The sequence below is a fragment of the Aquibacillus saliphilus genome, assembly GCF_020404745.1.
GTDB classification, from domain to species: domain Bacteria; phylum Bacillota; class Bacilli; order Bacillales; family Amphibacillaceae; genus Aquibacillus; species Aquibacillus saliphilus.
On sequence record NZ_JAIZAP010000002.1, the window covers coordinates 111,105 to 131,653 of the forward strand.

Annotated in this window: 23 protein-coding genes; 14 read left to right on the forward strand and 9 right to left on the reverse strand. The window is 34.8% G+C overall.

Features of this window, described 5'->3' with window-relative positions; genetic code table 11:
• Positions 1-42: 42 nt before the first annotated feature.
• Positions 43-1,059 (reverse strand): YVTN family beta-propeller repeat protein, encoded by a 1,017-nt coding sequence (locus LD272_RS03070; RefSeq protein ID WP_226035125.1) that lies wholly within the window; start codon positions 1,057-1,059, stop codon positions 43-45.
• Between the two features lie 105 nt (positions 1,060-1,164).
• Between LD272_RS03070 and LD272_RS03075 the strand changes: the two genes are divergently transcribed.
• The 5 genes from LD272_RS03075 (at position 1,165) to LD272_RS03095 (ending at position 5,694) form a co-directional block, all read left to right on the forward strand.
• Positions 1,165-2,100, forward strand: a complete 936-nt coding sequence (locus LD272_RS03075) for a sulfurtransferase (protein WP_226035126.1) — start codon at positions 1,165-1,167, stop codon at positions 2,098-2,100.
• A gap of 9 nt (positions 2,101-2,109) precedes the next feature.
• On the forward strand, positions 2,110-2,469 hold the full coding sequence (locus LD272_RS03080) for a rhodanese-like domain-containing protein (protein WP_226035127.1): 360 nt from the start codon (positions 2,110-2,112) through the stop codon (positions 2,467-2,469).
• Between the two features lie 89 nt (positions 2,470-2,558).
• A complete protein-coding gene (locus LD272_RS03085) occupies positions 2,559-2,819 on the forward strand; it encodes a sulfurtransferase TusA family protein (RefSeq protein WP_226035128.1) in 261 nt (86 codons plus the stop codon).
• Positions 2,820-2,839: 20 nt separating this feature from the next.
• Positions 2,840-3,958: a YeeE/YedE family protein gene (locus tag LD272_RS03090; protein ID WP_226035129.1), complete on the forward strand. Its 1,119-nt coding sequence runs from the start codon at positions 2,840-2,842 to the stop codon at positions 3,956-3,958.
• Between the two features lie 290 nt (positions 3,959-4,248).
• The gene (locus tag LD272_RS03095) at positions 4,249-5,694 is read left to right on the forward strand and encodes a DEAD/DEAH box helicase (RefSeq protein WP_226035130.1); all 1,446 of its coding nucleotides are present in this window, start codon (positions 4,249-4,251) and stop codon (positions 5,692-5,694) included.
• Positions 5,695-5,808: 114 nt separating this feature from the next.
• Here the strand turns inward: LD272_RS03095 and LD272_RS03100 are convergent, their stop codons facing one another.
• Together LD272_RS03100 and LD272_RS21550 are read right to left on the reverse strand one after the other, a co-directional pair.
• Positions 5,809-6,321: a DoxX family protein gene (locus tag LD272_RS03100; RefSeq protein WP_226035131.1), complete on the reverse strand. Its 513-nt coding sequence runs from the start codon at positions 6,319-6,321 to the stop codon at positions 5,809-5,811.
• Positions 6,322-6,614: 293 nt separating this feature from the next.
• Positions 6,615-7,295, reverse strand: a complete 681-nt coding sequence (locus LD272_RS21550; RefSeq protein WP_226035132.1) for a restriction endonuclease — start codon at positions 7,293-7,295, stop codon at positions 6,615-6,617.
• A 134-nt stretch (positions 7,296-7,429) separates the two neighbouring features.
• Here LD272_RS21550 and LD272_RS03110 point away from each other — a divergent pair, with 134 nt between their 5' ends.
• Positions 7,430-7,732 (forward strand): Dabb family protein, encoded by a 303-nt coding sequence (locus tag LD272_RS03110; RefSeq protein ID WP_226035133.1) that lies wholly within the window; start codon positions 7,430-7,432, stop codon positions 7,730-7,732.
• A 150-nt stretch (positions 7,733-7,882) separates the two neighbouring features.
• Here the strand turns inward: LD272_RS03110 and LD272_RS03115 are convergent, their stop codons facing one another.
• The 3 genes from LD272_RS03115 to LD272_RS03125 form a co-directional block, all read right to left on the reverse strand.
• The gene (locus LD272_RS03115; protein ID WP_226035134.1) at positions 7,883-8,245 is read right to left on the reverse strand and encodes a PilZ domain-containing protein; all 363 of its coding nucleotides are present in this window, start codon (positions 8,243-8,245) and stop codon (positions 7,883-7,885) included.
• 171 nt (positions 8,246-8,416) lie between these two features.
• Entirely contained in the window at positions 8,417-8,956 is a 540-nt protein-coding gene (locus tag LD272_RS03120; protein WP_226035135.1) for a shikimate kinase, read from the reverse strand.
• Between the two features lie 181 nt (positions 8,957-9,137).
• Complete coding sequence (locus LD272_RS03125) at positions 9,138-9,650, reverse strand: DoxX family protein (RefSeq protein WP_226035109.1); 513 nt, start codon at positions 9,648-9,650, stop codon at positions 9,138-9,140.
• A gap of 346 nt (positions 9,651-9,996) precedes the next feature.
• On the opposite strand from LD272_RS03125, the gene LD272_RS03130 reads away from it, so the two are divergent.
• Positions 9,997-11,670, forward strand: a complete 1,674-nt coding sequence (locus LD272_RS03130) for a ribonuclease J (RefSeq protein WP_226035136.1) — start codon at positions 9,997-9,999, stop codon at positions 11,668-11,670.
• A 268-nt stretch (positions 11,671-11,938) separates the two neighbouring features.
• On the opposite strand, the gene LD272_RS03135 is transcribed toward LD272_RS03130, so the two are convergent.
• Positions 11,939-13,666, reverse strand: a complete 1,728-nt coding sequence (locus LD272_RS03135; protein ID WP_226035137.1) for a putative bifunctional diguanylate cyclase/phosphodiesterase — start codon at positions 13,664-13,666, stop codon at positions 11,939-11,941.
• 157 nt (positions 13,667-13,823) lie between these two features.
• Here LD272_RS03135 and sspO point away from each other — a divergent pair, with 157 nt between their 5' ends.
• The 4 genes from sspO (at position 13,824) to LD272_RS03155 (ending at position 16,896) form a co-directional block, all read left to right on the forward strand.
• Complete coding sequence (sspO, locus tag LD272_RS03140; RefSeq protein WP_226035138.1) at positions 13,824-13,979, forward strand: small acid-soluble spore protein SspO; 156 nt, start codon at positions 13,824-13,826, stop codon at positions 13,977-13,979.
• Between the two features lie 724 nt (positions 13,980-14,703).
• Complete coding sequence (locus LD272_RS03145) at positions 14,704-14,934, forward strand: hypothetical protein (protein WP_226035139.1); 231 nt, start codon at positions 14,704-14,706, stop codon at positions 14,932-14,934.
• 56 nt (positions 14,935-14,990) lie between these two features.
• Complete coding sequence (locus LD272_RS03150) at positions 14,991-15,470, forward strand: PH domain-containing protein (protein ID WP_226035140.1); 480 nt, start codon at positions 14,991-14,993, stop codon at positions 15,468-15,470.
• Positions 15,460-16,896 (forward strand): PH domain-containing protein, encoded by a 1,437-nt coding sequence (locus tag LD272_RS03155; RefSeq protein ID WP_226035141.1) that lies wholly within the window; start codon positions 15,460-15,462, stop codon positions 16,894-16,896. Before LD272_RS03150 ends, LD272_RS03155 begins: the two co-directional genes overlap by 11 nt.
• Positions 16,897-17,234: 338 nt before the next feature.
• On the opposite strand, the gene LD272_RS03160 is transcribed toward LD272_RS03155, so the two are convergent.
• Together LD272_RS03160 and ymzB are read right to left on the reverse strand one after the other, a co-directional pair.
• A complete protein-coding gene (locus LD272_RS03160; RefSeq protein ID WP_226035142.1) occupies positions 17,235-17,693 on the reverse strand; it encodes an SRPBCC family protein in 459 nt (152 codons plus the stop codon).
• Positions 17,694-17,915: 222 nt separating this feature from the next.
• Positions 17,916-18,275, reverse strand: a complete 360-nt coding sequence (gene ymzB / locus LD272_RS03165; protein WP_226035143.1) for a protein YmzB — start codon at positions 18,273-18,275, stop codon at positions 17,916-17,918.
• Positions 18,276-18,486: 211 nt separating this feature from the next.
• Here ymzB and LD272_RS03170 point away from each other — a divergent pair, with 211 nt between their 5' ends.
• The 3 genes from LD272_RS03170 (at position 18,487) to LD272_RS03180 (ending at position 20,499) form a co-directional block, all read left to right on the forward strand.
• Positions 18,487-19,020, forward strand: a complete 534-nt coding sequence (locus tag LD272_RS03170) for a flavin reductase family protein (protein ID WP_226035144.1) — start codon at positions 18,487-18,489, stop codon at positions 19,018-19,020.
• A gap of 214 nt (positions 19,021-19,234) precedes the next feature.
• Positions 19,235-19,804, forward strand: coding sequence for a CBO0543 family protein (locus LD272_RS03175; RefSeq protein ID WP_226035145.1), 570 nt, complete (start codon positions 19,235-19,237; stop codon positions 19,802-19,804).
• A 197-nt stretch (positions 19,805-20,001) separates the two neighbouring features.
• Positions 20,002-20,499 carry a GNAT family N-acetyltransferase gene (locus tag LD272_RS03180; protein WP_226035146.1) on the forward strand — a complete coding sequence of 166 codons (498 nt, stop codon included), beginning with the start codon at positions 20,002-20,004 and terminating at the stop codon, positions 20,497-20,499.
• Positions 20,500-20,549: the final 50 nt, after the last annotated feature.

Here is a 20,549-nt window from a genome sequence, read left to right on the forward strand (position 1 = left end):
TCTGGAAGGAATGCTTAAACTAGTAGCTTGGTAATATTAGTCTTAACAACTACCACCTATTCCTGGTAAGGCCTTAATTTCTATTCCATGTGGTGCATCTCCAACTTTTATTCTCTCAACTAATTCTTCTGTTTCCATATCAATAACTGCTACTTCATTGGTACCACTTAATGTTACGTAGGCCTTTGTTTCTTTACGGTTAAAAGATAGGTGCTTAGCACCAGCCAAGTCTGGGATGGTCTTTATTACTTCACTAGTCTGTAAATCAACAATTTCCACTTGATTAGTTTCAAGCTCAGAGACAACGGCTATGCTCTCATCTTCAGAAATTACAACATCAGTCGCATTCCCGTTAAGCTTAATAATTGAAAGCTGCTCATAGGACAATGCATCATATACTTCCACTTGGTTAGACTGACTTGCTGCGACATAAAGTTTGGTACCATCAGTATTTGACCTGAGAACACGTGGTGTTTGACCAGTTTCTATCGTATCAATAACTGATTGACTTTCGGTATCGATGACATAAACTCTATCATTTTCATGGTCAGTGATATAAAGTTTATCTCCGGATAGCAAGGGATAATTTGATCTTGCATTTTCACCAAGGTCAATCCTATTAACAACTTCTTGTTTTTCAGTGTCAATCACATCGATAAACTGATCTCCAACTGTTGCTACATAAAGGGTTTTATTATCGTTACTTAATACTAAACCATGTGGTAGAGGTCCAACTTCAATTTCAGATTCTTGTTCTAACGTTTGGCTATTAATAACACCAATGGTTCCGCTGTTCTGATTTGCTACATAAGCGGTTCTCATCGTGCTATCAAATACTAGATTTGTTGGTTTCTCACCTGTGTCAATTGTCCCTACTGGTTGGCTTTGTTGAATATCAATAATACTTATTTTATCTTCATTCTCACTTGGAACATAAAATTGCACTTTAGTTAATTGGCCAGCATCTTCCCTCATTTGAGCTTCTTCCTTTGAAATCATTGCACATCCTGATAGTAATAGGATAATCATGATGATGATCACGGTGTAAAGTTTATTCATAAATTATGACCTCCGGATGTTCTTTTAAACCCTTGTAATCTTATCGGATTAAATGTATTATTATTATACATCAAAACTATAATACATCTCGAGGAGGAAGTAAAGTTGAAAAAAAGTGGTTTATTTTTAATAGCTATTATCCTAACACTATTTTTAGCGGGCTGTGGTCAGGACCAAACTGAAACGGCTGAAGATACGACAGGAGAAAACGAAGCATCAGCAGATAGTTATCCAAATGCTGATTTATTAGTTGATACAGAGTGGGTAGCCAATCATTTGGATGACGAGAATGTCCAGTTCATTGATTTACGTCGTGAAGGCTATGAAGGTGGTCATATTCCTGGGGCAATACAGTTTTCTTCCTCTGAAATTGTTGACCCTGACAGCGCATTTGACGGGGTATTATTACCTGCTGATCCGTTTGCAACTAAGATGCAGGAAATTGGAATTAATCAGGATGAAACGGTTGTCTTATATGATGACGGTTCAAGTTTAACTGCGGCCCGTTTATTTTATGCACTAGAATATTATGGTCATCAAAATTTAAAAATAATCAATGGTGGTTTTACAGCCTGGCTAAATTCAGGGAAAGATGTATCCACAGAAGTACCTGAAACGGTCGAAGGTGATTTTGTTGCTACTATTAATGAGGATTTAGTCTGTGATTTAGAAACCTTACAAGCTTCAACAGATAATGAGAATACAATTATTTTAGATACTAGATCAGAAGATGAATATTCTGGAGAAGATGTGCGTGCAGAACGTGGCGGTCATATTCCAAATGCTGTCCACATTGAGTGGAGCGAAGCTATTACAGAAGTAGATGGTGTACCATCATTTAAATCACTCGAAGATTTAACAGCATTATATGAAGATAAAGGTGTAACGAAAGATATGACGATTATTCCTTATTGTCAAACAAACGTACGTGGTGCACATACGTATTTCACACTTAGATTATTAGGCTATGATTCTATTAAACCGTATGAAGGTTCATGGGCTGAGTATGGAAACACACCAACGACAAATATAGAAAACTAGGTGATTATTATGGCATTTGAAATTGAAGGCATTACTCAAATTGATGTTAAAGAGCTAAAAGAAACGTTGAAAGACAATGAAACAATTGTAATTGATATCAGGGAACATGAGGAGTATGTGGCAGCTCACATTCCAGGATTACCACTCATTCCAATGAGTGAAATTATTGACGTAATTGATGAATTTGAGAAAGACCGCGCATATGTACTTGTTTGTCGTAGTGGCAGACGGAGTCAGGAAACATCGAAATTTTTCAAGATGAACGAAATTGACAATGTGAAAAACTTCAGTGGCGGCATGCTTGAATGGGATGAGGTTATTGAAGTCGGCGAAGAAAATATTGTGAAGGATGTAAAAGATATTTATTAGAATCAATTTCATAATTACCATATGTAGCAATTGTCATCCGCATATAGTTTGAGGATTATGAAATTGACTAATTAAGGAGGATTTTTAAAATGACTTTAAGTAATGAGGAATTAGCAATACTAAAACCAGATCATATCGTGGACGGAATCGGAGAAGTTTGTCCACACACGTTAAATATTGCGTTAAAAGCTTTAAAAAAGGCAAAAACAGGTGAAATCGTTATGGAAGAAACAGATCATTCAATCGCAACAAAGACAATACCAGCAGCTGTGAAGATGAATAAAATTGCCGAAGTATTAGGTGTCTTATCACAAAGTGGCGAGTATAAAATCTTCTTGAAAAAGTTGTAAAGACGAAGGGTTAGATTAACATGGGTTTTATATTAGATATGTTTATACTTGCTGGAATTTTTGGCTTTCTCTACGGCTTTCTTTTACAAAAAGCTGATTTTTGCTTCACAGCATCCATTCGTGATTGGATTAGTGTTCGTGATAGTCGAATTGGTAAAGGGGTTCTTGTGTTAATCGCGACAGCAATGATTGGCTGGGGACTTGTGCTAACCCTTGGACTCCAGACAGTAGGTGAAGTTTGGACAGTTCCAATCGGTTTTTCCAATCTGATTGGCGGAGTTATATTTGGAATTGGTATGACAATCGCAGGAAGTTGTGCATCTGGTGCCCTTTATCGTGCTGGTATGGGGTATATCCAGTTTTGGATTGTTATTGCTTCGATGATGGTCGGAAATATACTGTTTGCACTTGTTTATGATCCTTGGGTGGAAGGTTATTTTTTTGAACCTCTGCTACTTACAGAACAAGGTTTTAGCCTGTACCAATTAAACCTGCCATTTTTATTAATTCCTATATTGGTTGTTGGATTAATGCTACTAATAGCTGTCCGTCAATTTGGTTGGAAGGAATTAGGGCAGGGAGTAAAGGAGTCCTTTAAAGATTTTAGAGGAAATCCGCTTACCAAAAGCCACTGGGATATTCGCATGGTTGCTGTATTAATAGGGATTATCGCAACAATACAATTTGTTGTTATTTCTTCCATTAGTATTACAGGTCCTGAAACAAGAATTGCTAGTGTACTGTTATCTTTTGTTTTTGGTGATGATTTTATCTACCAAAACGCTTATTTAAACAGTATGTTTGCTGACTTCCCTTCAATTGGGCTAGGACCAGAAGAAACGCTTATTATTTTTATGATATTTGGTGCTTTTGTATCAGCACTATTAAGTAAAAGCTTTAAAATTAGAAAGCCAAAGCTTGTAAGATTGCCATATGCTATTGGTGGAGGATTGCTGATGGGGATCGCATCACGAATGGCACCTGGATGCAATATTGCCAATGTAATTCCAGGAATCGGTGGTCTATCAATTAGTAGTTTTATTGTGATTATTGGGATGGCGTTAGGTGTATTTATTGCAACCGCATATGTATTTAAAATGCCGTTACTTCTGTTTCATAAAATGGATTTAGATGGATAAATCATAGTATGTTCTTAAAAATAACCTGAGTCCGAGAAAATCAATGGCTCAGGTTATTCATGTGTAAAGGCAGATGTTTGAATCAATTTCATAATTACCTTATGCGGATGACAACTTTCAAAAATTAGTATTATTGTATGAAATTGATTGGTTAAAGGTTAAATTTATTAACAATTCACCTAACATCGTACATTTCAGTTATAATGAACTTACTTCAGATTTTGCATACGATAATTCTCATAAGATAATCCTATACATAAATCAGATAATACAAAAAGCGAGGTTAGTACATGAGGGAAATAAGTTTTAACGATTATAATTTGAGTGATGAAATTACAAGAGCACTTGCTGTGTTAAAATACGAAACGCCAACAGAAGTTCAACACGAAGTAATTCCAAGAGCAATGAAAAAACAAGACCTTGTAGTAAAATCACAAACAGGCAGTGGTAAGACTGCATCCTTTGGTATCCCTATCTGCGAAATGATGGAATGGGAGGAAAAGAAGCCGCAGACATTAATTCTGACCCCAACAAGAGAGCTAGCTGTTCAGGTTCGAGAAGATATTACGAATATAGGAAGATTTAAACGAATCAAAGCGATGGCGGTTTATGGAAAAGAGCCTTTTACTAAACAAAAAGAAGAATTGAAGCAAAAAACACATGTAGTTGTTGGCACACCTGGACGAGTAATGGACCATATTGAAAGAGAAACATTAAATTTAGACAAAATAAAGTATCTAGTTATTGATGAAGCGGATGAAATGCTTAACATGGGTTTCATCAAAAAGGTAGAAGCAATCATCAAACAACTTCCTTCAAATAGAATAACGATGGTATTTTCGGCAACTTTGCCTAAAGATGTTGAAAGTCTTTGTCATAGGTACATGGAGAGTCCGACCAATATCGAAATTGCTGAAACAGGGATTACAACGAATACAACTGAACATCGCCTAATCGAAGTGAAAGAACAAGAAAAAATCACTTTGCTTAAGGACGTAACAGTTGTTGAAAACCCTGACAGCTGCATGATCTTTTGCCGAACGAAAGAACACGTTGATACAATTTTTGCCGAATTAGAAGAAGCGAATTATTCTTGTGAGAGGCTCCATGGTGGATTAGAGCAGGAAGATCGATTTGCAGTTATGGATGGATTCAAAACGGGGAATTTCCGTTACCTTGTAGCAACTGATGTTGCAGCGCGAGGGATTGATATTGATAATGTAACACTAGTTATTAACTACGATGTACCGATGGAAAAAGAGAGCTATGTCCACCGAACAGGAAGAACCGGTCGTGCTGGTAATAAAGGAAAGGCAATTACATTTGCGACACCTAACGAAGGAAAATACCGAAGAGCGATTGAAAGATACATTGGCTTCGAGATACCTACAAAGGAAGCTCCAAGTAAGCAAGAGGTCGCTAGTGGACAATATGCCTTTGATGAGAAAATTAGTGGTCGCCGAGTAGTGAAAAATAATAAAACAGCACGAATAAACCAAGATATAACGAAACTTCATTTCAGTGGTGGAAAAAAGAAAAAAATCAGGGCTCTAGATTTCGTTGGAACAATTACAAACATTCCTGGGGTTACAGCTGATGATATTGGAATCATCACGATTCAAGATAATTTTTCATATGTTGACATTCTTAATGGTAAAGGATCGTTAGTCCTACAAGCAATGGAGAAGACGCCAATTAAGGGCAAGAAGCTTAAAGTTAGTACCGCAATTAAATAATCTATTACAAAGAAGGACAATTACGGAAGAAGGTAATTGTTCCTTTTTTTGTGCTGTTTTTATTTAGAATAAAAAACGTACAGCTTAAGATAAGCTGTACGTTTTAGCTAATTGTTAAACTTCAACAGGTTTCTGAAATTCTTTGTTTGTTCTTTTTGCAAATAAAGTCTTTAGGTATGGCATTGCATATCTATCTAAACCATATTTCCCTGCATTAGCTCCAGCTACGAGAACCAAGATTCCTAGTAAAATCATTTGACCGTTTGTGCTAACTGTTCCACTGAACACGAAAGAGAAGTTCATTACTAAGCCCATCAAGACAGCAAAGTTAGTGAATAGACCAACGATTAACGCAATACCAACAAGTACCTCACCCCACATAACTAAGAAAGAGAAAAGACTAGCGTTCGGTAGTGCAACGTTTTCTAAAAATGCTGCCCACCAACCTTGAACGGCTGGGTGATCTCCAGTTGAATTAGCGATTGCACCATTTAAAAATCCACTTGCGTCAAAACCGCCACCAGTTATTTTACCCCAACCACCTGTGATCCAAGAATACCCAAGATAGATACGAATAATTGCTAATACTCCAGCTACAATATTATTTTTTCTTAAAAGTTCAAACATGTTCATCCACTCCCAATTTATATTTTGTTTTGTTCATCATTTCACATTCAAGAATTCTTGTTTGTTGTCTTTCTATATTTATATAATAACACGTTTAATAAGTATGAAAAGTATATTGTTCAATACTTCACATTTAGGATGAAAAGTTATGACGAAATTGTGAATTATAACAATTGTCGTTGACAATTAAAACAAAGCATCTCTCACTGATAAGAGATACTTTGTTTTTGTCTTCTAAAGAATAAGTGTTTTTCTTATTTCGAAGGCGAATGCTCTTTTGTTTTGTTAAATTCTTATTTTTTGATTTTACCTACTGTTTCTAGTTTATTTTTCTTCTTGATCCCGGGTCTATGATAGTCTTTTAGCATTAGTAATAAATCATCTCGATTTATTAGTTTAACTTTATTTGTGTTTGCTTGGACAATTGCATCACTACGATAATATCTATTGGTTACTATCCACTTTTTGTTAGCCTTGTAGAACCCAGTAGCACCGACTACTTCTTTAATTGTTGAAGCATCAATATTTTCTGATTTTCGCATGGTATAAACTACTATTACGTTATTTCCCTTTCGTAATAATAAATCTGCTCCACCAGATTTAGGTGTGAGGTTGACATGGTACCCTTGTTGAGCAAACAAATGATACAATAGCTCTTTGAATTCATCCTTTGTCATTTGATCAATTTCGTTCATAAGAAATTTCTTTTTCTCTTGATAATATTGTATAAAAAAGACTTTAAATACTTTTGAAATCATTATCTTACTAACGATATAAATGAAAAAGGACAATGAAGTTAAAAAGAAAATCGCAAAAACCGTGTCAAACAATTTACTTGAGGGGATAGACATTGCTATGGCAATGATAATTACATTAGTTACCGCCATGAATTTTGCTTTGTCGATAAGTTGCCAAGAGTTAAATTTATTTATATCCTTAAATTGTTTTATGTAGTATTTGAAAATTTTAAACACCCACTCTCTTAAGGTGTTTTTAATATTTCCTTATTTAGTAAAAATATACAAAAATAAAAAGCAGGGATTAGTTCTCTTTTATAGAAACTATTTAAGGAATCGTTGTTATATTAATTTGAAGAGGATGATAAACAATGTATGAACATATGGTGTTTTTTAAATTTAACGGCAGCTTAACCCAAATGAAAGAAGAAGAATTGTTAAGAAAACTTAAAGCTCTAAAGGGAGAAATACCTGGAATTATTGAGTTGACAGCAGGTAGAAATGTTACCAAGGAAAAGCAAAGAGGACAAGGATATACATTGGGATTACGAGTGACTTTTGAAGATAAAAAAGCTTTAGATAAGTATGGTCCTCATCCAGCTCACCAAAATTTTGTTAAATCATTGGATGGAGTCATTGACGACATCATTGTAGTTGATTTTCCAATCCAGTAATTTTATTAGGCACATTCCATAATAAGGAGTTCGTCTAAAATTTAACAAAGACCCAATTGAAATGGCAATAACGTAAAAGACACGAAACAATTAGTATAATTGTACTAGTTGTTTCGTGTCTTGTGGGTAATTATTCAGATCAGGAAGATGTTATAAATTTTTCTCTCTAAGGCTATAAGTCTTTAATTCTTTAATTAATTCTTGACTCGACTCTTCATCTATAAGCAAGTCAATCCCATAGAAATAGTTAAGTTTTTTCTTTTTCCAGACAATTTCCCCAACTATGGATTTATTAGAAACTAATAAAAAACTAATTTCAACCTCAATCTTATTTTCAGAGCTATGTAAGTCAAATTCTGTGGAGATCTTTAAACCACCTGGACTTATATCATGAATTAATGCTTTTCCCTGCTTACTATTATATTGTTTGTCATTTACTCTAGTAATTTTAAATTCACATTCTACTGGTGTTCCGAATTCAAACCTTAATGATTCTTGTCGTTTATATCTCATACAATACTCTCCTAATTTAATTTAGTGAGTTAAATAAACATGTTGTTCAATTTAGTATTTTAAGACTAACGGCCAGCACATCTAAAGAATATCATTAAACAAAAGCGAAGAGAGATTAGAACTTTTTCAAAGAATTGATTATGTTTGAACAAGACGTTAGAAATGTGAAAATTAATCATATAATTCCCAGGCTAGTTTCAAAGAATTGATGATAGAGTCAGCAATTTCCTCCTCGGATTGGTTATCAGTCATTAACTTGGAGTTATGCTTCGAATAGGTAGCCTTACGACTTTCAAATAAAGATTCAATTTCCTGAATCGTTTTTCCTTGTAGAACTGGACGGCTATCCACTAATATGCTTAGTCGTTCTTTCCAAGAATCCCAGGAAATATCTAAATGGAAGACGATGCAATTATTTATGCAGGCGTCACGTACTTCTTCTTGCAAAAATGCGCCGCCACCCACGGAAATAACTTTAAGCTTCTGGTTTACGTAATTATTAATTATGTTCTTTTCTTTTTCTCTGAATGCTTTCTCCCCAATTTGTTTGAAAATTTCAGTGGTAGGTAACTCATACTCCTTTTCAATTTCACGATCAATGTCAACAAAAGAACGATAAAGCTTATTCGCTACTAACTTGCCTACGGTAGTTTTACCTACACCCATAAAACCAACAAAGACAATACTTCTTTCTCTAAATGAACCGTTCATCCCAAAGCACCCTTTTAACAGTAATAAAAAATATTGTTTAGATGATTATAATACATATTATTAATATGTACAAAACTTCACTATTTTTGGAATTGTAGATTACAAGATACCACTCGGGGGTCCATTTATAATTTTATAGACTATAAAAAAGCGTACAACCATAATGGCTGTACGCTTAATTTTAAACTTCTGCAGTTTTTCTAACCTCTTTATTCGTTTTCTTAGCAAGTAACGTTTTAAGATAAGGCATTGCATATCTATCTAAACCATATTTTCCAGCGTTTGCTCCAGCAACTAGTAAGAAGATTGTTAGTAAAATCATTTGTCCGTTTGTGCTAACTGTTCCACTGAACAAGAATGCAAAATTCATTGTAATCCCCATTAATGCAGCGAAGTTAGTAAATAGACCAAGAACTAGCGCGATACCAACAAGTACTTCACCCCACATAACAAGGAAAGAAAATAGTCCTGCATTTGGTAAAGCGACGTTTTCTAAAAATGCTGCCCACCAACCTTGAACGGCGGGGTGATCTCCAGTAGATTGTGCGATGGCGCCGTGTAGGAATCCACTTGCGTCAAAACCGCCACCAGTTATTTTACCCCAACCACCTGTGATCCAAGAATACCCAAGATAGATACGAATAATTGCTAATACTCCAGCTACAATAGTATTTCTTCTTAAAAATTCAAACATGTTCATCCACTCCCAATTTATAATTTATTTGTTCATCATTTCACATATAAAACTTCAAGAATTCTTGTTTGTTGTCTTTCTATATTTATATATTAACATGTATAAAAAGTATATAAAATAAGTTTGTTCATAATTTCACAATTAAGAAATAAATTTATGACAAGTTAGTGAAGATTAGTAATTAGTGTTGACAGTTAAAAGAACAAGTGAGTTTTGTGTAGCTTTTTTAATGGTCAAATCTGTGATGTGAAATCAATTAATGAAAATTAGTGGATTTTTCAGTCTTATAATCAATTAGCAAAAGGGCATACTAGGATTATTATTCAAAGCTGGGAGGATGTAAATAATGAGTAATAATGAAGGTGCTTTGTCTATTTACGCTTTAGGTGGACTAAGTGAAATCGGTAAAAACATGTATGCAATCGAATATGCGGAAAATATTATAATCATCGATTGTGGTAACAAGTTTCCGGATGAGAGTTTATTAGGAATTGATTTAATCATTCCTGATATTAAGTACTTAGTAGAAAATAAAGAAAAAGTTCGAGCTTTAATTGTCACTCATGGACATGAAGACCACATAGGTGGGATTCCGTTTTTCTTGAAAAAATTAAATGTCCCTGTTTATGCTACCCGTTTTACATTAGGCTTAATTGAACTAAAATTAAAAGAGCATAAAATCCTGCGGGAAACTGAGCTAATAGAAATTGATGCAGACAAGGAGGTAACCTTAAATCAAATAAGTGTTAGCTTTTTCAGAGTGAATCACAGTATTCCGGATTGTCTGGGAATTGTTTTCCACACACCAGAGGGAACTATCGTACATACTGGCGACTTCAAGTTTGACTTGACACCTGCGACTAATGAGCACTCCGATATTCATAAAATGGCTGAAATAGGTAGAGAAGGTGTTTTGCTTTTATTGTCAGAGAGTACTAACGCAGAACGTCCAGGTGCGACGCCTTCAGAGAAAATGGTAGGGGAGCATGTGACAGAGGCATTCATGAATGCTAAGCGCAAAGTGTTTCTTTCCACTTTTGCTTCCAATATTAGTCGCGTTCAGCAAGTTGTAGAAGCTGCGATAAAAACAGATCGTAAGCTAGTCTTACTTGGAAGAAGTATGATTAATGTTGTTGGCGTTGCGATGGAACGAGGTTATTTGACTGTTCCTGATGGTATGCTAATTGATCAAAATCAAATCAACAACCTGGACCCAGAAAAAGTAGCTATTTTGTGCACTGGAAGTCAAGGCGAAGTAATGGCTGCTCTTTCACGTCTTTCGACAGGTAACTTTCGCGGTGTTGATGTTTTACCTGAAGATACAGTCATCTTAGCGGCGGGACCAATACCCGGCAATGAAAAAAATGTCTCGCGAATCATTGACAACTTATTTACACTTGGTGCCAACGTGATTTATGGCTCGGGAAGCAGTTCAGGAATGCATGTTTCTGGTCATGGTTATCAGGAAGATTTGAAGCTAATGCTTACATTAATGAAGCCAAAATACTTCATTCCGATTCACGGTGAGTTTCGAATGTTATATCGACATCGTATATTAGCAGAATCTGTTGGAATAGAAAAAGAAAACACGTTTATTATCAATAATGGTGATGTTGTCGATATTGAAAAGCACATTGCTCGTCAGACCCGGAAGATTCCAACAGGAAATACCTATGTAGATGGGATTGGTATCGGTGATGTTGGAGAAATTGTGTTACGAGATCGTAAACAGCTTTCTGAAGACGGAATGCTAGTGATTGTATTAACGATGAGTAAATCAGAGAAAAAACTGGTTTCAGAACCTGATACAATATCGCGAGGGTTCGTCTATGTTAGAGATTCAGAAGAACTCCTAAAAGACATTAATCGCATTATTACAAGAACTGTTAGCGATGTGCCGGATAGTAATAAAAGTCAGTGGAGTGCTATTAAACAAGATGTAAGAAAATCAGTAGGTCAATATATATTTAAACAAACAAAGAAAAAGCCAATGATTCTTCCTATTATAATTGAAGTTTAGTGGGGATTAGTTCGTAGAAAGAAGTGCCAGGAACTCTCCAAAAAATGGGTGGTTGGTACTTTTTTCATATGGTTTTAATTATGTCTATTAACTTTGGGTTAGCATCCGAGTCACTAGGTGTTGATATTACACAAAATGTTTTGGAGAATCCTTATTGTGGTGCTAACTACATATTCTCAAAACAAATAATTGAATAAACAAAAACAGTAGTCGCTAATGGAGCTAATGGCGACCACTTTTTTTTGTTATAATAAACAATTTGATCCATTTATTCAATTTTTAAAATCTTAGGTCGATATATTACGCTGTTATGATAAATACCGGCTATATCTTCACTAGGTAAGGGTTTACTCCAATAATATCCTTGGCCCTCATGACAATCCAATCCTTTTAGATACTGTAGTTGTTCTTTTTTTTCAATTCCTTCTGCGATAATAGTAAAATTTAAGTTTCTACCCATATTAACAATTGTGTTTACAATAATTTTTCCATCGACATCGAGTTCATCGATAAATGATTTGTCAATCTTCAATGAATCTATTGGCAATTGCTTTAAATAGCTTAAAGAGGAATATCCAGTTCCAAAGTCATCGATGGAAATTCTCACCCCTAAATTTTTTAGCTCTTTTAAAGTTCTAGTTGATTCGGTGATATTGAGAAGTGTGCCTTCAGTAATTTCTAATTCTAAAAAGCTAGGTTCAATCTGCGCTTCTTCTAGAATTTGTTTTAAGTCTTCTGCAAACATGTGATCCCTAAATTGAATCGGTGATATGTTGATAGCAATTTTTTCTAATAAAACGCCATTGTTTCTCCAAATCCGAAGCTGGTTACAAACAGTTTTTAGAATCCATTTGCTGACAGGAATAATTAATCCGAATTCTTCTAATAATGGAATGAATTCTAGTGGTGACACTTTACCTAGTCTCGGATTATTCCAACGTAGTAAAGCTTCTACCCCGATAACTTCTGTACTGTTCAAATTAATTAAAGGCTGATAAACAATCGATAATTGTTCCTGACCTAATGCCTTCTTTATTTCCTGTTCGATTTGGTAATAGCGTTCCAATTGGTGATTTTGATAAGGTGTATTAAAACAATGGGTATTACCACCTTGTTTTTTTGCATGGTACATCGCATTATCAGCATGCTTAATTAATGTTTCGATAAAATCGGAACAAATGCATGAGTCGTCTCTGATTGTTCCCATACTAATACCAATACTTGTAGATGTTATCACATTATTATTATTGATACGATAAGGTAACGCAAGCTGATTTGAAATTTTAGTAGCGACTGAAATACTATCTTGTTTACTATACATGTCATCAAGAATGATGATAAACTCATCACCGCCTTGACGTGAGATGAAGTCTGATTTTCGTAAACAGTTTCGTAAACGCCTCGCAACTTCTTTTAAAACTAAATCGCCAGTATCATGCCCAAAGTTATCATTGATTGACTTAAACCGGTCTAAATCAAGAAAAAGAACGCTTATAATATCTTCTTTCTTTAACGGTCGTTCCATTACCCATTTATTTAACAGATTACGATTAGGAAGGGAAGTAAGTGAATCATAGTAAGCCATTAATTCTATTTGTTCCTCATATTGTTTCCGTTTTGTAATGTCGTGTCTTATGGCAATGTACTGGTAAGGTTCTCCTTTTCCCGCTAGATAGGGGACGATTGTTGTGTGAACCCAATAATAACTTCCATCCTTGGCTTTGTTTTTAATTTCCCCTCGCCATACGATTCCATTACTAATGGTTCGCCACATTTCCTTAAAGAAGTTTAAGTCGTGATGACCTGAATTAATGATGTTGTGTTTACTGCCAATTATTTCTTTTTGACTATATTTTGAAATTTTACAGAATTTATCATTTGCAAATTGAATTGTTCCTTTATTATCAGTAATCACAACAATAGAGGATTCGTTTAAAGCTAGTTCAATGTCTCTTAGCCTTTTCTCTGACTCAGTTAATGCTAATTGATAATTCATTTCTTTTCCTCATTTCATAGAAAAAGTCCATGTTTATATTATCAACAATTGTATAGATGTACTATGACAAATATCACTCGTTTAACAGAATTTACGACAAATAAAACGGATAATCAAAATAAATTCAGACAAAATAATTTATATGGAGGTGTTTTTTTTGGGGAAAAAGGAGAAGAATCAATTAAATAATGGACCGAGCGATGAGCAAGCAATTAGAGCTGAATTGTCAAAGAAGTTTGATCACGAATTTGCTAATGAACCATTAACAACAAATGAAAAGGTAAATAACAAAAAAACAAAGAAACGAAAGTAACTGAATCAATTTCGTGATTCCTTATGCAACTATTGTCATCCATATATAGTTTGTGGACGGTAATTAGTAGTATTGAAGTAATCCGGAAACAAACAATAAGAAATAATGAAAGGCAACAACATGAGGACAGGGAAGTATAGATACCTGTCCTCATGTTTAATGTTGAGGCGCGAAAGTTAAAAGTTCTCTCTTCAATCAGGTTCAGTAATTTGTTTAATAAGAATTTTACTTTGCCGATAACGGGATTCACTATACTATTGGTATTTTCTATTGTTTTAGGATTTTCTTTTAGTATATTCCTATTTTTCCATGCTGCAGTACATCCCAGTAATTGAGATGACTGACGATACTTAGGAACTGTAACATAGCATTCAATAATCTTTTTTAAATTAATTAAGTAAGGTCTGAACAATTGGGGATTCATGCTAAAATAAAGTTATCTATAAGTCTGATTTTTTTAATGCCATTACAGGAGGAAAAGATGAGAATATTCGGAGCAATACTTTAATCCTAATATTGTAGCATTTATTGAGTGGATGAAGTCGGAACAGGGACAACAAATTGTTGATGAGACAGGATATGTACCTGTTTGATAAAAAACTACCATTGAATCCTCAGTACGTGTAATTGATGAAAAGGGGCTATACACGGTGAAAATACTAGAATCGATGTCATACCACTGGGTCCATTAACCATTCTTTATATAAAAGAAAAGAATGATATAATGAAGCTAGTAATCTCATCTAGTGGAACGCCGTTTAGGAAGTCCGGATTATATGAGTTCTGTCGTTATGTTTGGCGCGGCATCACTGAACACGGTCATCTTGCTCCTTCTACCCATTTAGAAGGACTAAAGAGTTATCCATTCGATGGTGTACTCACACCTTTAAATTTCTGTATTGACATAAGAAGAAGACAGTGGGGAACTAGTTACTCTGCTGCTTTCCTGCGCTAATCTAAGTTTTATTTTATGATTATTAAGTTATTTGTAGATAGAAAGGGGTTTATTTTATGAGACAACCGCCAAGCGAAAGAATTGCTGTAGATGCGATTAAGGCATGGAGGTTAGCTGCCTGTTTATGGAGTGTTATTCCGATACTAGTAACGATTGCTTTGTTTGTTCTTGCTTATTTATTTGATTTTTCTTATTGGTTTGGTGCTATTTTTATAGCTATTAGTTTAATCGAAATCATTATTTCGGTAATTATGATTCCTAGCCTACGTTGGAAACGTTGGCGTTACCAGGTGTTTGACCAAGAAATTTATATTCAGCACGGAATATTGATTGTATCACGTACATTAGTACCGATGATTCGCGTCCAGCATGTTGATACGAAACAAGGTCCAATATTAAAAAAATATGGACTCGCAAGCTTAACCATTTCAACTGCTGCAACAACACATGAAATTCCGGCTCTATTAAATGAAGAAGCTTCAGCACTTAGAGATCAGATTTCTGAACTTGCAAGGGTGGAACAAGATGATGTCTAGTCCAAAACGGTTACATCCAGCTGCGATGATTTTCACGGTGATTACATCAATTAAACAGCTTGTTTATGCACTCATACCGATAATTATATTATTCTCTAATGATGGTTTTTTTAATTATGTAATTCTGGGCATCATTGGTATTGCTATCTTATTAATAGGTCATAGCATTTTATCATGGTTAAGGTACACATACATAGTAGAAGGAGATCAGTTGCGAATTGAACAAGGGGTTATTATTAGAACGAATCGGACAATATCTAAAAATCGAATCCAATCAATTGATTTAACTCAAGGTATTATTCATCGTTTGTTTGGATTAACAAAGGTACAAATTGAAACGGCAGGAAGCGATCGGAGTGTAGATGCGGCACTTAGTGCTGTAACATTTGAGGAAGGTCAATACCTTCACAATGAATTAAAACACAAAAATGAAACAAGTGCTGTAGGCGAGGATAGTGGCGAAAAACCAGGTCTCGCCACAAAGGCTATTTCTAATAAACGATTACTAATAGCAGGTTCGACGTCGGGAAGTTTTGGTGTGATTCTAAGTTTAGTTGCTTTAGCATTTTCAGAACTTGAAAGCTTTATTCCAGAAACAGTTTATACTTCTACGACTAGATGGTTATCATCACAAGCGATGGAATTCTTGATTGTAGTAGCTTTTGTTCTGTTTATTCTATTATGGGGCTTAGGCATCCTAGGGATTGTTATTAAATATGGTAAGTTCACAATAACTAGATACGAAAACGAATTATTTATCACACGTGGATTACTTGAAAAGAAACAAATGACCATCCCTATTAAGCGAATTCAGGCAGTATCAATTAAAGAAACATTGATTCGTCAGCCACTTGGTTTTGCTACACTCTCTGTTGAAATTGCGGGCGGTGAACAAGAAAATAAAAAGGTCACCGAAACATTACTATTTCCATTACTAAAAAAGAGTGATGTTCCTGCATTTTTAAGTGAAATATTGCCTGAATATCAAAACATGCCAGATAGTTATAGTCAGGTGCCTAAACGAGGTTTGATTTATTATTTACTAAGGACAACGATAATTCCTATCCTTGCGCTTATCGGTGTAGCAATCGCCTTACCTGAATGGATCATCTTACCAATTATCGTAGTATTAGTATCGATTGCATTAGGAATAGCACAGTATCGAACAGCTAGCTATCATTTGACAGAAAGTCAGTTGACACTTCGATTACGTTTGCTTAGTAAAGAGACAGTCATGCTTAAAACGAAGCGTATTCAAGCAGTTGAAAAAAGCCAGCACATTTTGCATCGTAAACAAGACCTAGCCAACATGAAGTTTTCTGTTTTGAATAACTTTGGCGGGAAGCATTATCTAGTTAATGAATTAGCGTTAGCTGATTCAGACAAAATAGTTGATTGGTACTCTTATCGAAAGAAAGAATTCTAAGGATATCGTTATCGATGTCACATAAGGTTTGGAACAGTAGTTCATATACATATTTGAACATTGATCAAGTGTTTATTTGTGAGCGGTTGTGTAAGCTAAATGATGACGTCTTTTATTTCCTCCGCTGGTATAGTACTAAATAACAACCATCATTTATAAAACTCTTATACTGATGGTTTGGAGTGGAGGGCAGTCCACTCCTGCGGGAAAAGCAACTGCCCGGAGCGGAAATTAACTCTGTAGTTACTTCGGAGTTTATAGGTTTTATGTCAACAACAGCCAATGATAAAAAGAACACGGGGCCTCAAGTTTTATTGAGGTCCCGTGTTCTGTATAAGTTATTTTTCTGCTACAGTTTCCAATTTTATCAGCTTGTTGGCAATGGCATCTGTTAATTCTGTTGTGGTTTTAGGAACGAACGATTTTAAAATAGGATTAAGCATTGGCCCTAACATTCCCGCAGCTTTAATGTCGAGATTACTTGTCATTTTGGTTTTTGTATTAGATAGTGCTTCTGCTTCGAAGTATCCAGACCCTGCAAAATTTTCATTTAATCCTTTTAAGTCAAAGGTGACTTTTGTTGGTTTTTGCCAATTTGTAATATCAATTTGCATGCTAACCTTCTTTTGCACGATGCCGACTTCACCTTTAAACATCCATGTGGATTGTTTTTCGTTAAGTATTTCATGATCAATATAGCCTGGTACTAATGGAGCCCATTTGTTCATATCACTTACTAGCTCCCAAATTGTATCAATTGGAATATATAACTCTACCTTGTGAGTTCCACTTGGCATAATGTTCCCCCCTATTAATGTACACGTCACTTATTATAAGTTTATTAAGTAATCGGTTGTAATATTACGGCAGGTACCATTTTATTTGGGAAGAATTATCCTTAATAGGATAATGTGTTGGGTAAAAAATTAATAGTTTTGGCAGGGCAATGTTTAGTTTTAGAACTAGTTATAATAATAATGTATTCAGCAGAAATATAATTCATGTAACCACGTAACAAATTAATAAGTATCTGTTGCAATCTCTATTGTATAGGTACCTCTATCAGTGATTAGCGAGAACTGTGATTCGTTATATTGGTATAATGTCGAGTCTTCAAGTGGTATTTCATAAAAAGATGCTGGAAGCGGCTCGAATTCATTTTCGGCGTTTTGAGTTTCACCAGGACCGTTCAATTTTAACGAGTGCATCGATTGATATCCATCAATTCTTCTGGTGTCTTTTGAATAGGAGATTGAATTCAGCTCCATCAACGTATTATCATAATCCTTAAGCTCATGTTTAGAAATTTTAATTTTTTTCCCGTTCCACTTCTGCAATAATTGATTGAATTCTTCAACAGATAAGTATTGTTGTGTCATCATAATCCCTCCTACCTTTTATACTTCCCAAGAAAAACTCAGGTGATACGAATATTTTAACTGGTTTCTCTGAGAGAAAGTTGGGAAACAAAAGCTATAACCGTTTAAAAATACAAGGTGCATACCATACACATGAATATAATCAACTTATTATGAAAAACATAGCGTTTGCGGTAAGATGAAGAGAAATTGCTATGGAGGTGCTTACCAAATGGATACGAAATCCAAATTAGATCAGGTAGAAGAAGTCTATAATAAAAGGCTGCGAGGTGGTTTTTTTATCTCCACAAAGGACGATAAACGAACTCATTTCCATAATGGTTGCTGGGTAACACAATGTTCGCATGAACCACCGCAAATGCTTGTTTGTTTCCCTAAAGAGATGGAGGGAGCAGACATTGTTAAGCGCAGCGGAAAATTTGCGCTTAGTATGACAGCAGAGGATCAAGAGTCGTTAATGGACCGTTTTTTTGCCGGAGAACAGGATATTGAGTCAATGGGCACAGAAGAATTTATCTATAAAGAAACTGGATGTCCAATTTTGAAAAATTCACAAGCCTATTTTGATTGTGAGGTCGCACAAATCATGGATAATCGAGATTTCCTGATTGTAATTGGCAACGTCATATCTGCTGAGGTTCTTCATCCAGAAAAACAAAGTCTTACCGTTAATCATCTTATGGAACGTAAAGGCGGTGTTCCGGAGGATGCAGTTGTTCCTTTAGTTGGATTTGATCATCATTAAAATCGTAAATAGTAAAAAGATTTAGTGCTCCTTTGGACAACTGTTCTTAACTTTCACCTAGTTTTTGTTGCTTTCATTTGCTTTTTGACTTAGTAAATCATTTAAAAATGATTTATTATTATAGCTTTGAAAAACAGGCTTAGTTGTTTGAACAACGAATGAATTAATCTTACGTGGATAAACTACTGAAAAAGAAAAGGTAGGAGGGTATCGTTTGGATTCCCAGCAGCGTGAGTATTTTCAAGAAATAATTTCAATTCAAGAAAAATTCACAAAAGAAAGTGAGCAATACTGGCAACTCTACTCAAACCTTGGAACTTGGCAATTTTGGGTAATACTCCTTATGCTACTAGTTCCATTAATTATCTTATATTTTGTGATTGATCGAGAAAAAATATTTTTAATTGGTTTTTTTGGTTTTGCAGTTCATGTGTTATTTTTCTATACAGATGCGATTGGTATTCGCTACGGGCTATGGGGGTATCCGTATCAGATGGTGCCATTTCTTCCGAGCTTTTCAATTGATGCATCAATTGTCCCAATTTCGATCATGTTAGTTTATCAATGGACATTAAAACATAACAAGAACTTTTTCGTCTATTTATTGATAACTTCTCTTGTTTTTGGTTTTGCTTTCAAACCACTTTTAACAAGCCTTGGATTATTTGAAAGTTATAAGTGGATTAATTTTTTTCTAATATTTTTGATCTATGTTGTGTTGTTTTTGCTAGCATACTTAATAACAAAAATATTCGTAGTAATGCACAAAAGGCATAACGATTGAATTGAGTAGTGACATTAAAAGCTAATTCTTTATAAGTGAATATTGTACAAAAAAGGAACATTACTTTAACAATGGTAATGTTCCTTTTTGTTATATAATGTTTTAATGGAATAAAAAAACTATTTACTGGAGTTTGGCAAAGATTGATACTCGGTATTTGTGTCTTTATACGAAAAATCATATAAGGGGGGAGAAGTTTGGAGATTAGGCATATTCAAGCTTGCGATGCTGAAAAGTTTGCTAGTTTAATTAAACAAGTTGAAAGCGAATCAAAGTATCTGCTTTTTGAACCAGGAGAAAGAAGCATTACCATAGCGAAGCAATCTAAAATGATTAGAGTTATCTCGCAGGAAGATAATTCCACGATATTTATCGCAGAAAATAATAGTGCATTTGTCGGTTATTTAATCGTTTTTGGTGGTAATGCCAAAAGAAATAGACATTCAGCTTATTTGGTGATCGGTATTTTAGAATCATTCAGAGGTATAGGGGTGGGCACAAAGCTATTTATAGAGTTAGAAAAGTGGGCAATTGAGCAAAACCTACATAGGTTGGAGCTATCGGTCGTAAATCAAAATGAGGAAGGATTAGGATTATACAAAAAAATGGGATTTGAAATGGAGGGAATCAAACGACACTCCTTACTTATTGATGGTCAATTTTACGATGAATATTTTATGTCTAAACTCTTGTAAAGCTCTGGTAGACTTTTGCTTAATTAAAATTAGTTAATTCAATTATCAAT

Excerpts from the sequence above, each read along its gene's own strand:
- LD272_RS03070 (WP_226035125.1), bottom strand. The coding sequence starts at position 1,059 with ATGAATAAACTTTACACCGTGATCATCATCATGATTATCCTATTACTA.
- LD272_RS03080 (WP_226035127.1), top strand. The coding sequence starts at position 2,110 with ATGGCATTTGAAATTGAAGGCATTACTCAAATTGATGTTAAAGAGCTA.
- LD272_RS03085 (WP_226035128.1), top strand. The coding sequence starts at position 2,559 with ATGACTTTAAGTAATGAGGAATTAGCAATACTAAAACCAGATCATATC.
- LD272_RS03090 (WP_226035129.1), top strand. The coding sequence starts at position 2,840 with ATGGGTTTTATATTAGATATGTTTATACTTGCTGGAATTTTTGGCTTT.
- LD272_RS03095 (WP_226035130.1), top strand. The coding sequence starts at position 4,249 with ATGAGGGAAATAAGTTTTAACGATTATAATTTGAGTGATGAAATTACA.
- LD272_RS03100 (WP_226035131.1), bottom strand. The coding sequence starts at position 6,321 with ATGTTTGAACTTTTAAGAAAAAATAATATTGTAGCTGGAGTATTAGCA.
- LD272_RS03110 (WP_226035133.1), top strand. The coding sequence starts at position 7,430 with ATGTATGAACATATGGTGTTTTTTAAATTTAACGGCAGCTTAACCCAA.
- LD272_RS03115 (WP_226035134.1), bottom strand. The coding sequence starts at position 8,245 with ATGAGATATAAACGACAAGAATCATTAAGGTTTGAATTCGGAACACCA.
- LD272_RS03120 (WP_226035135.1), bottom strand. The coding sequence starts at position 8,956 with ATGAACGGTTCATTTAGAGAAAGAAGTATTGTCTTTGTTGGTTTTATG.
- LD272_RS03125 (WP_226035109.1), bottom strand. The coding sequence starts at position 9,650 with ATGTTTGAATTTTTAAGAAGAAATACTATTGTAGCTGGAGTATTAGCA.
- LD272_RS03130 (WP_226035136.1), top strand. The coding sequence starts at position 9,997 with ATGAGTAATAATGAAGGTGCTTTGTCTATTTACGCTTTAGGTGGACTA.
- LD272_RS03135 (WP_226035137.1), bottom strand. The coding sequence starts at position 13,666 with ATGAATTATCAATTAGCATTAACTGAGTCAGAGAAAAGGCTAAGAGAC.
- LD272_RS03145 (WP_226035139.1), top strand. The coding sequence starts at position 14,704 with ATGAAGCTAGTAATCTCATCTAGTGGAACGCCGTTTAGGAAGTCCGGA.
- LD272_RS03150 (WP_226035140.1), top strand. The coding sequence starts at position 14,991 with ATGAGACAACCGCCAAGCGAAAGAATTGCTGTAGATGCGATTAAGGCA.
- LD272_RS03155 (WP_226035141.1), top strand. The coding sequence starts at position 15,460 with ATGATGTCTAGTCCAAAACGGTTACATCCAGCTGCGATGATTTTCACG.
- LD272_RS03160 (WP_226035142.1), bottom strand. The coding sequence starts at position 17,693 with ATGCCAAGTGGAACTCACAAGGTAGAGTTATATATTCCAATTGATACA.
- ymzB (WP_226035143.1), bottom strand. The coding sequence starts at position 18,275 with ATGACACAACAATACTTATCTGTTGAAGAATTCAATCAATTATTGCAG.
- LD272_RS03170 (WP_226035144.1), top strand. The coding sequence starts at position 18,487 with ATGGATACGAAATCCAAATTAGATCAGGTAGAAGAAGTCTATAATAAA.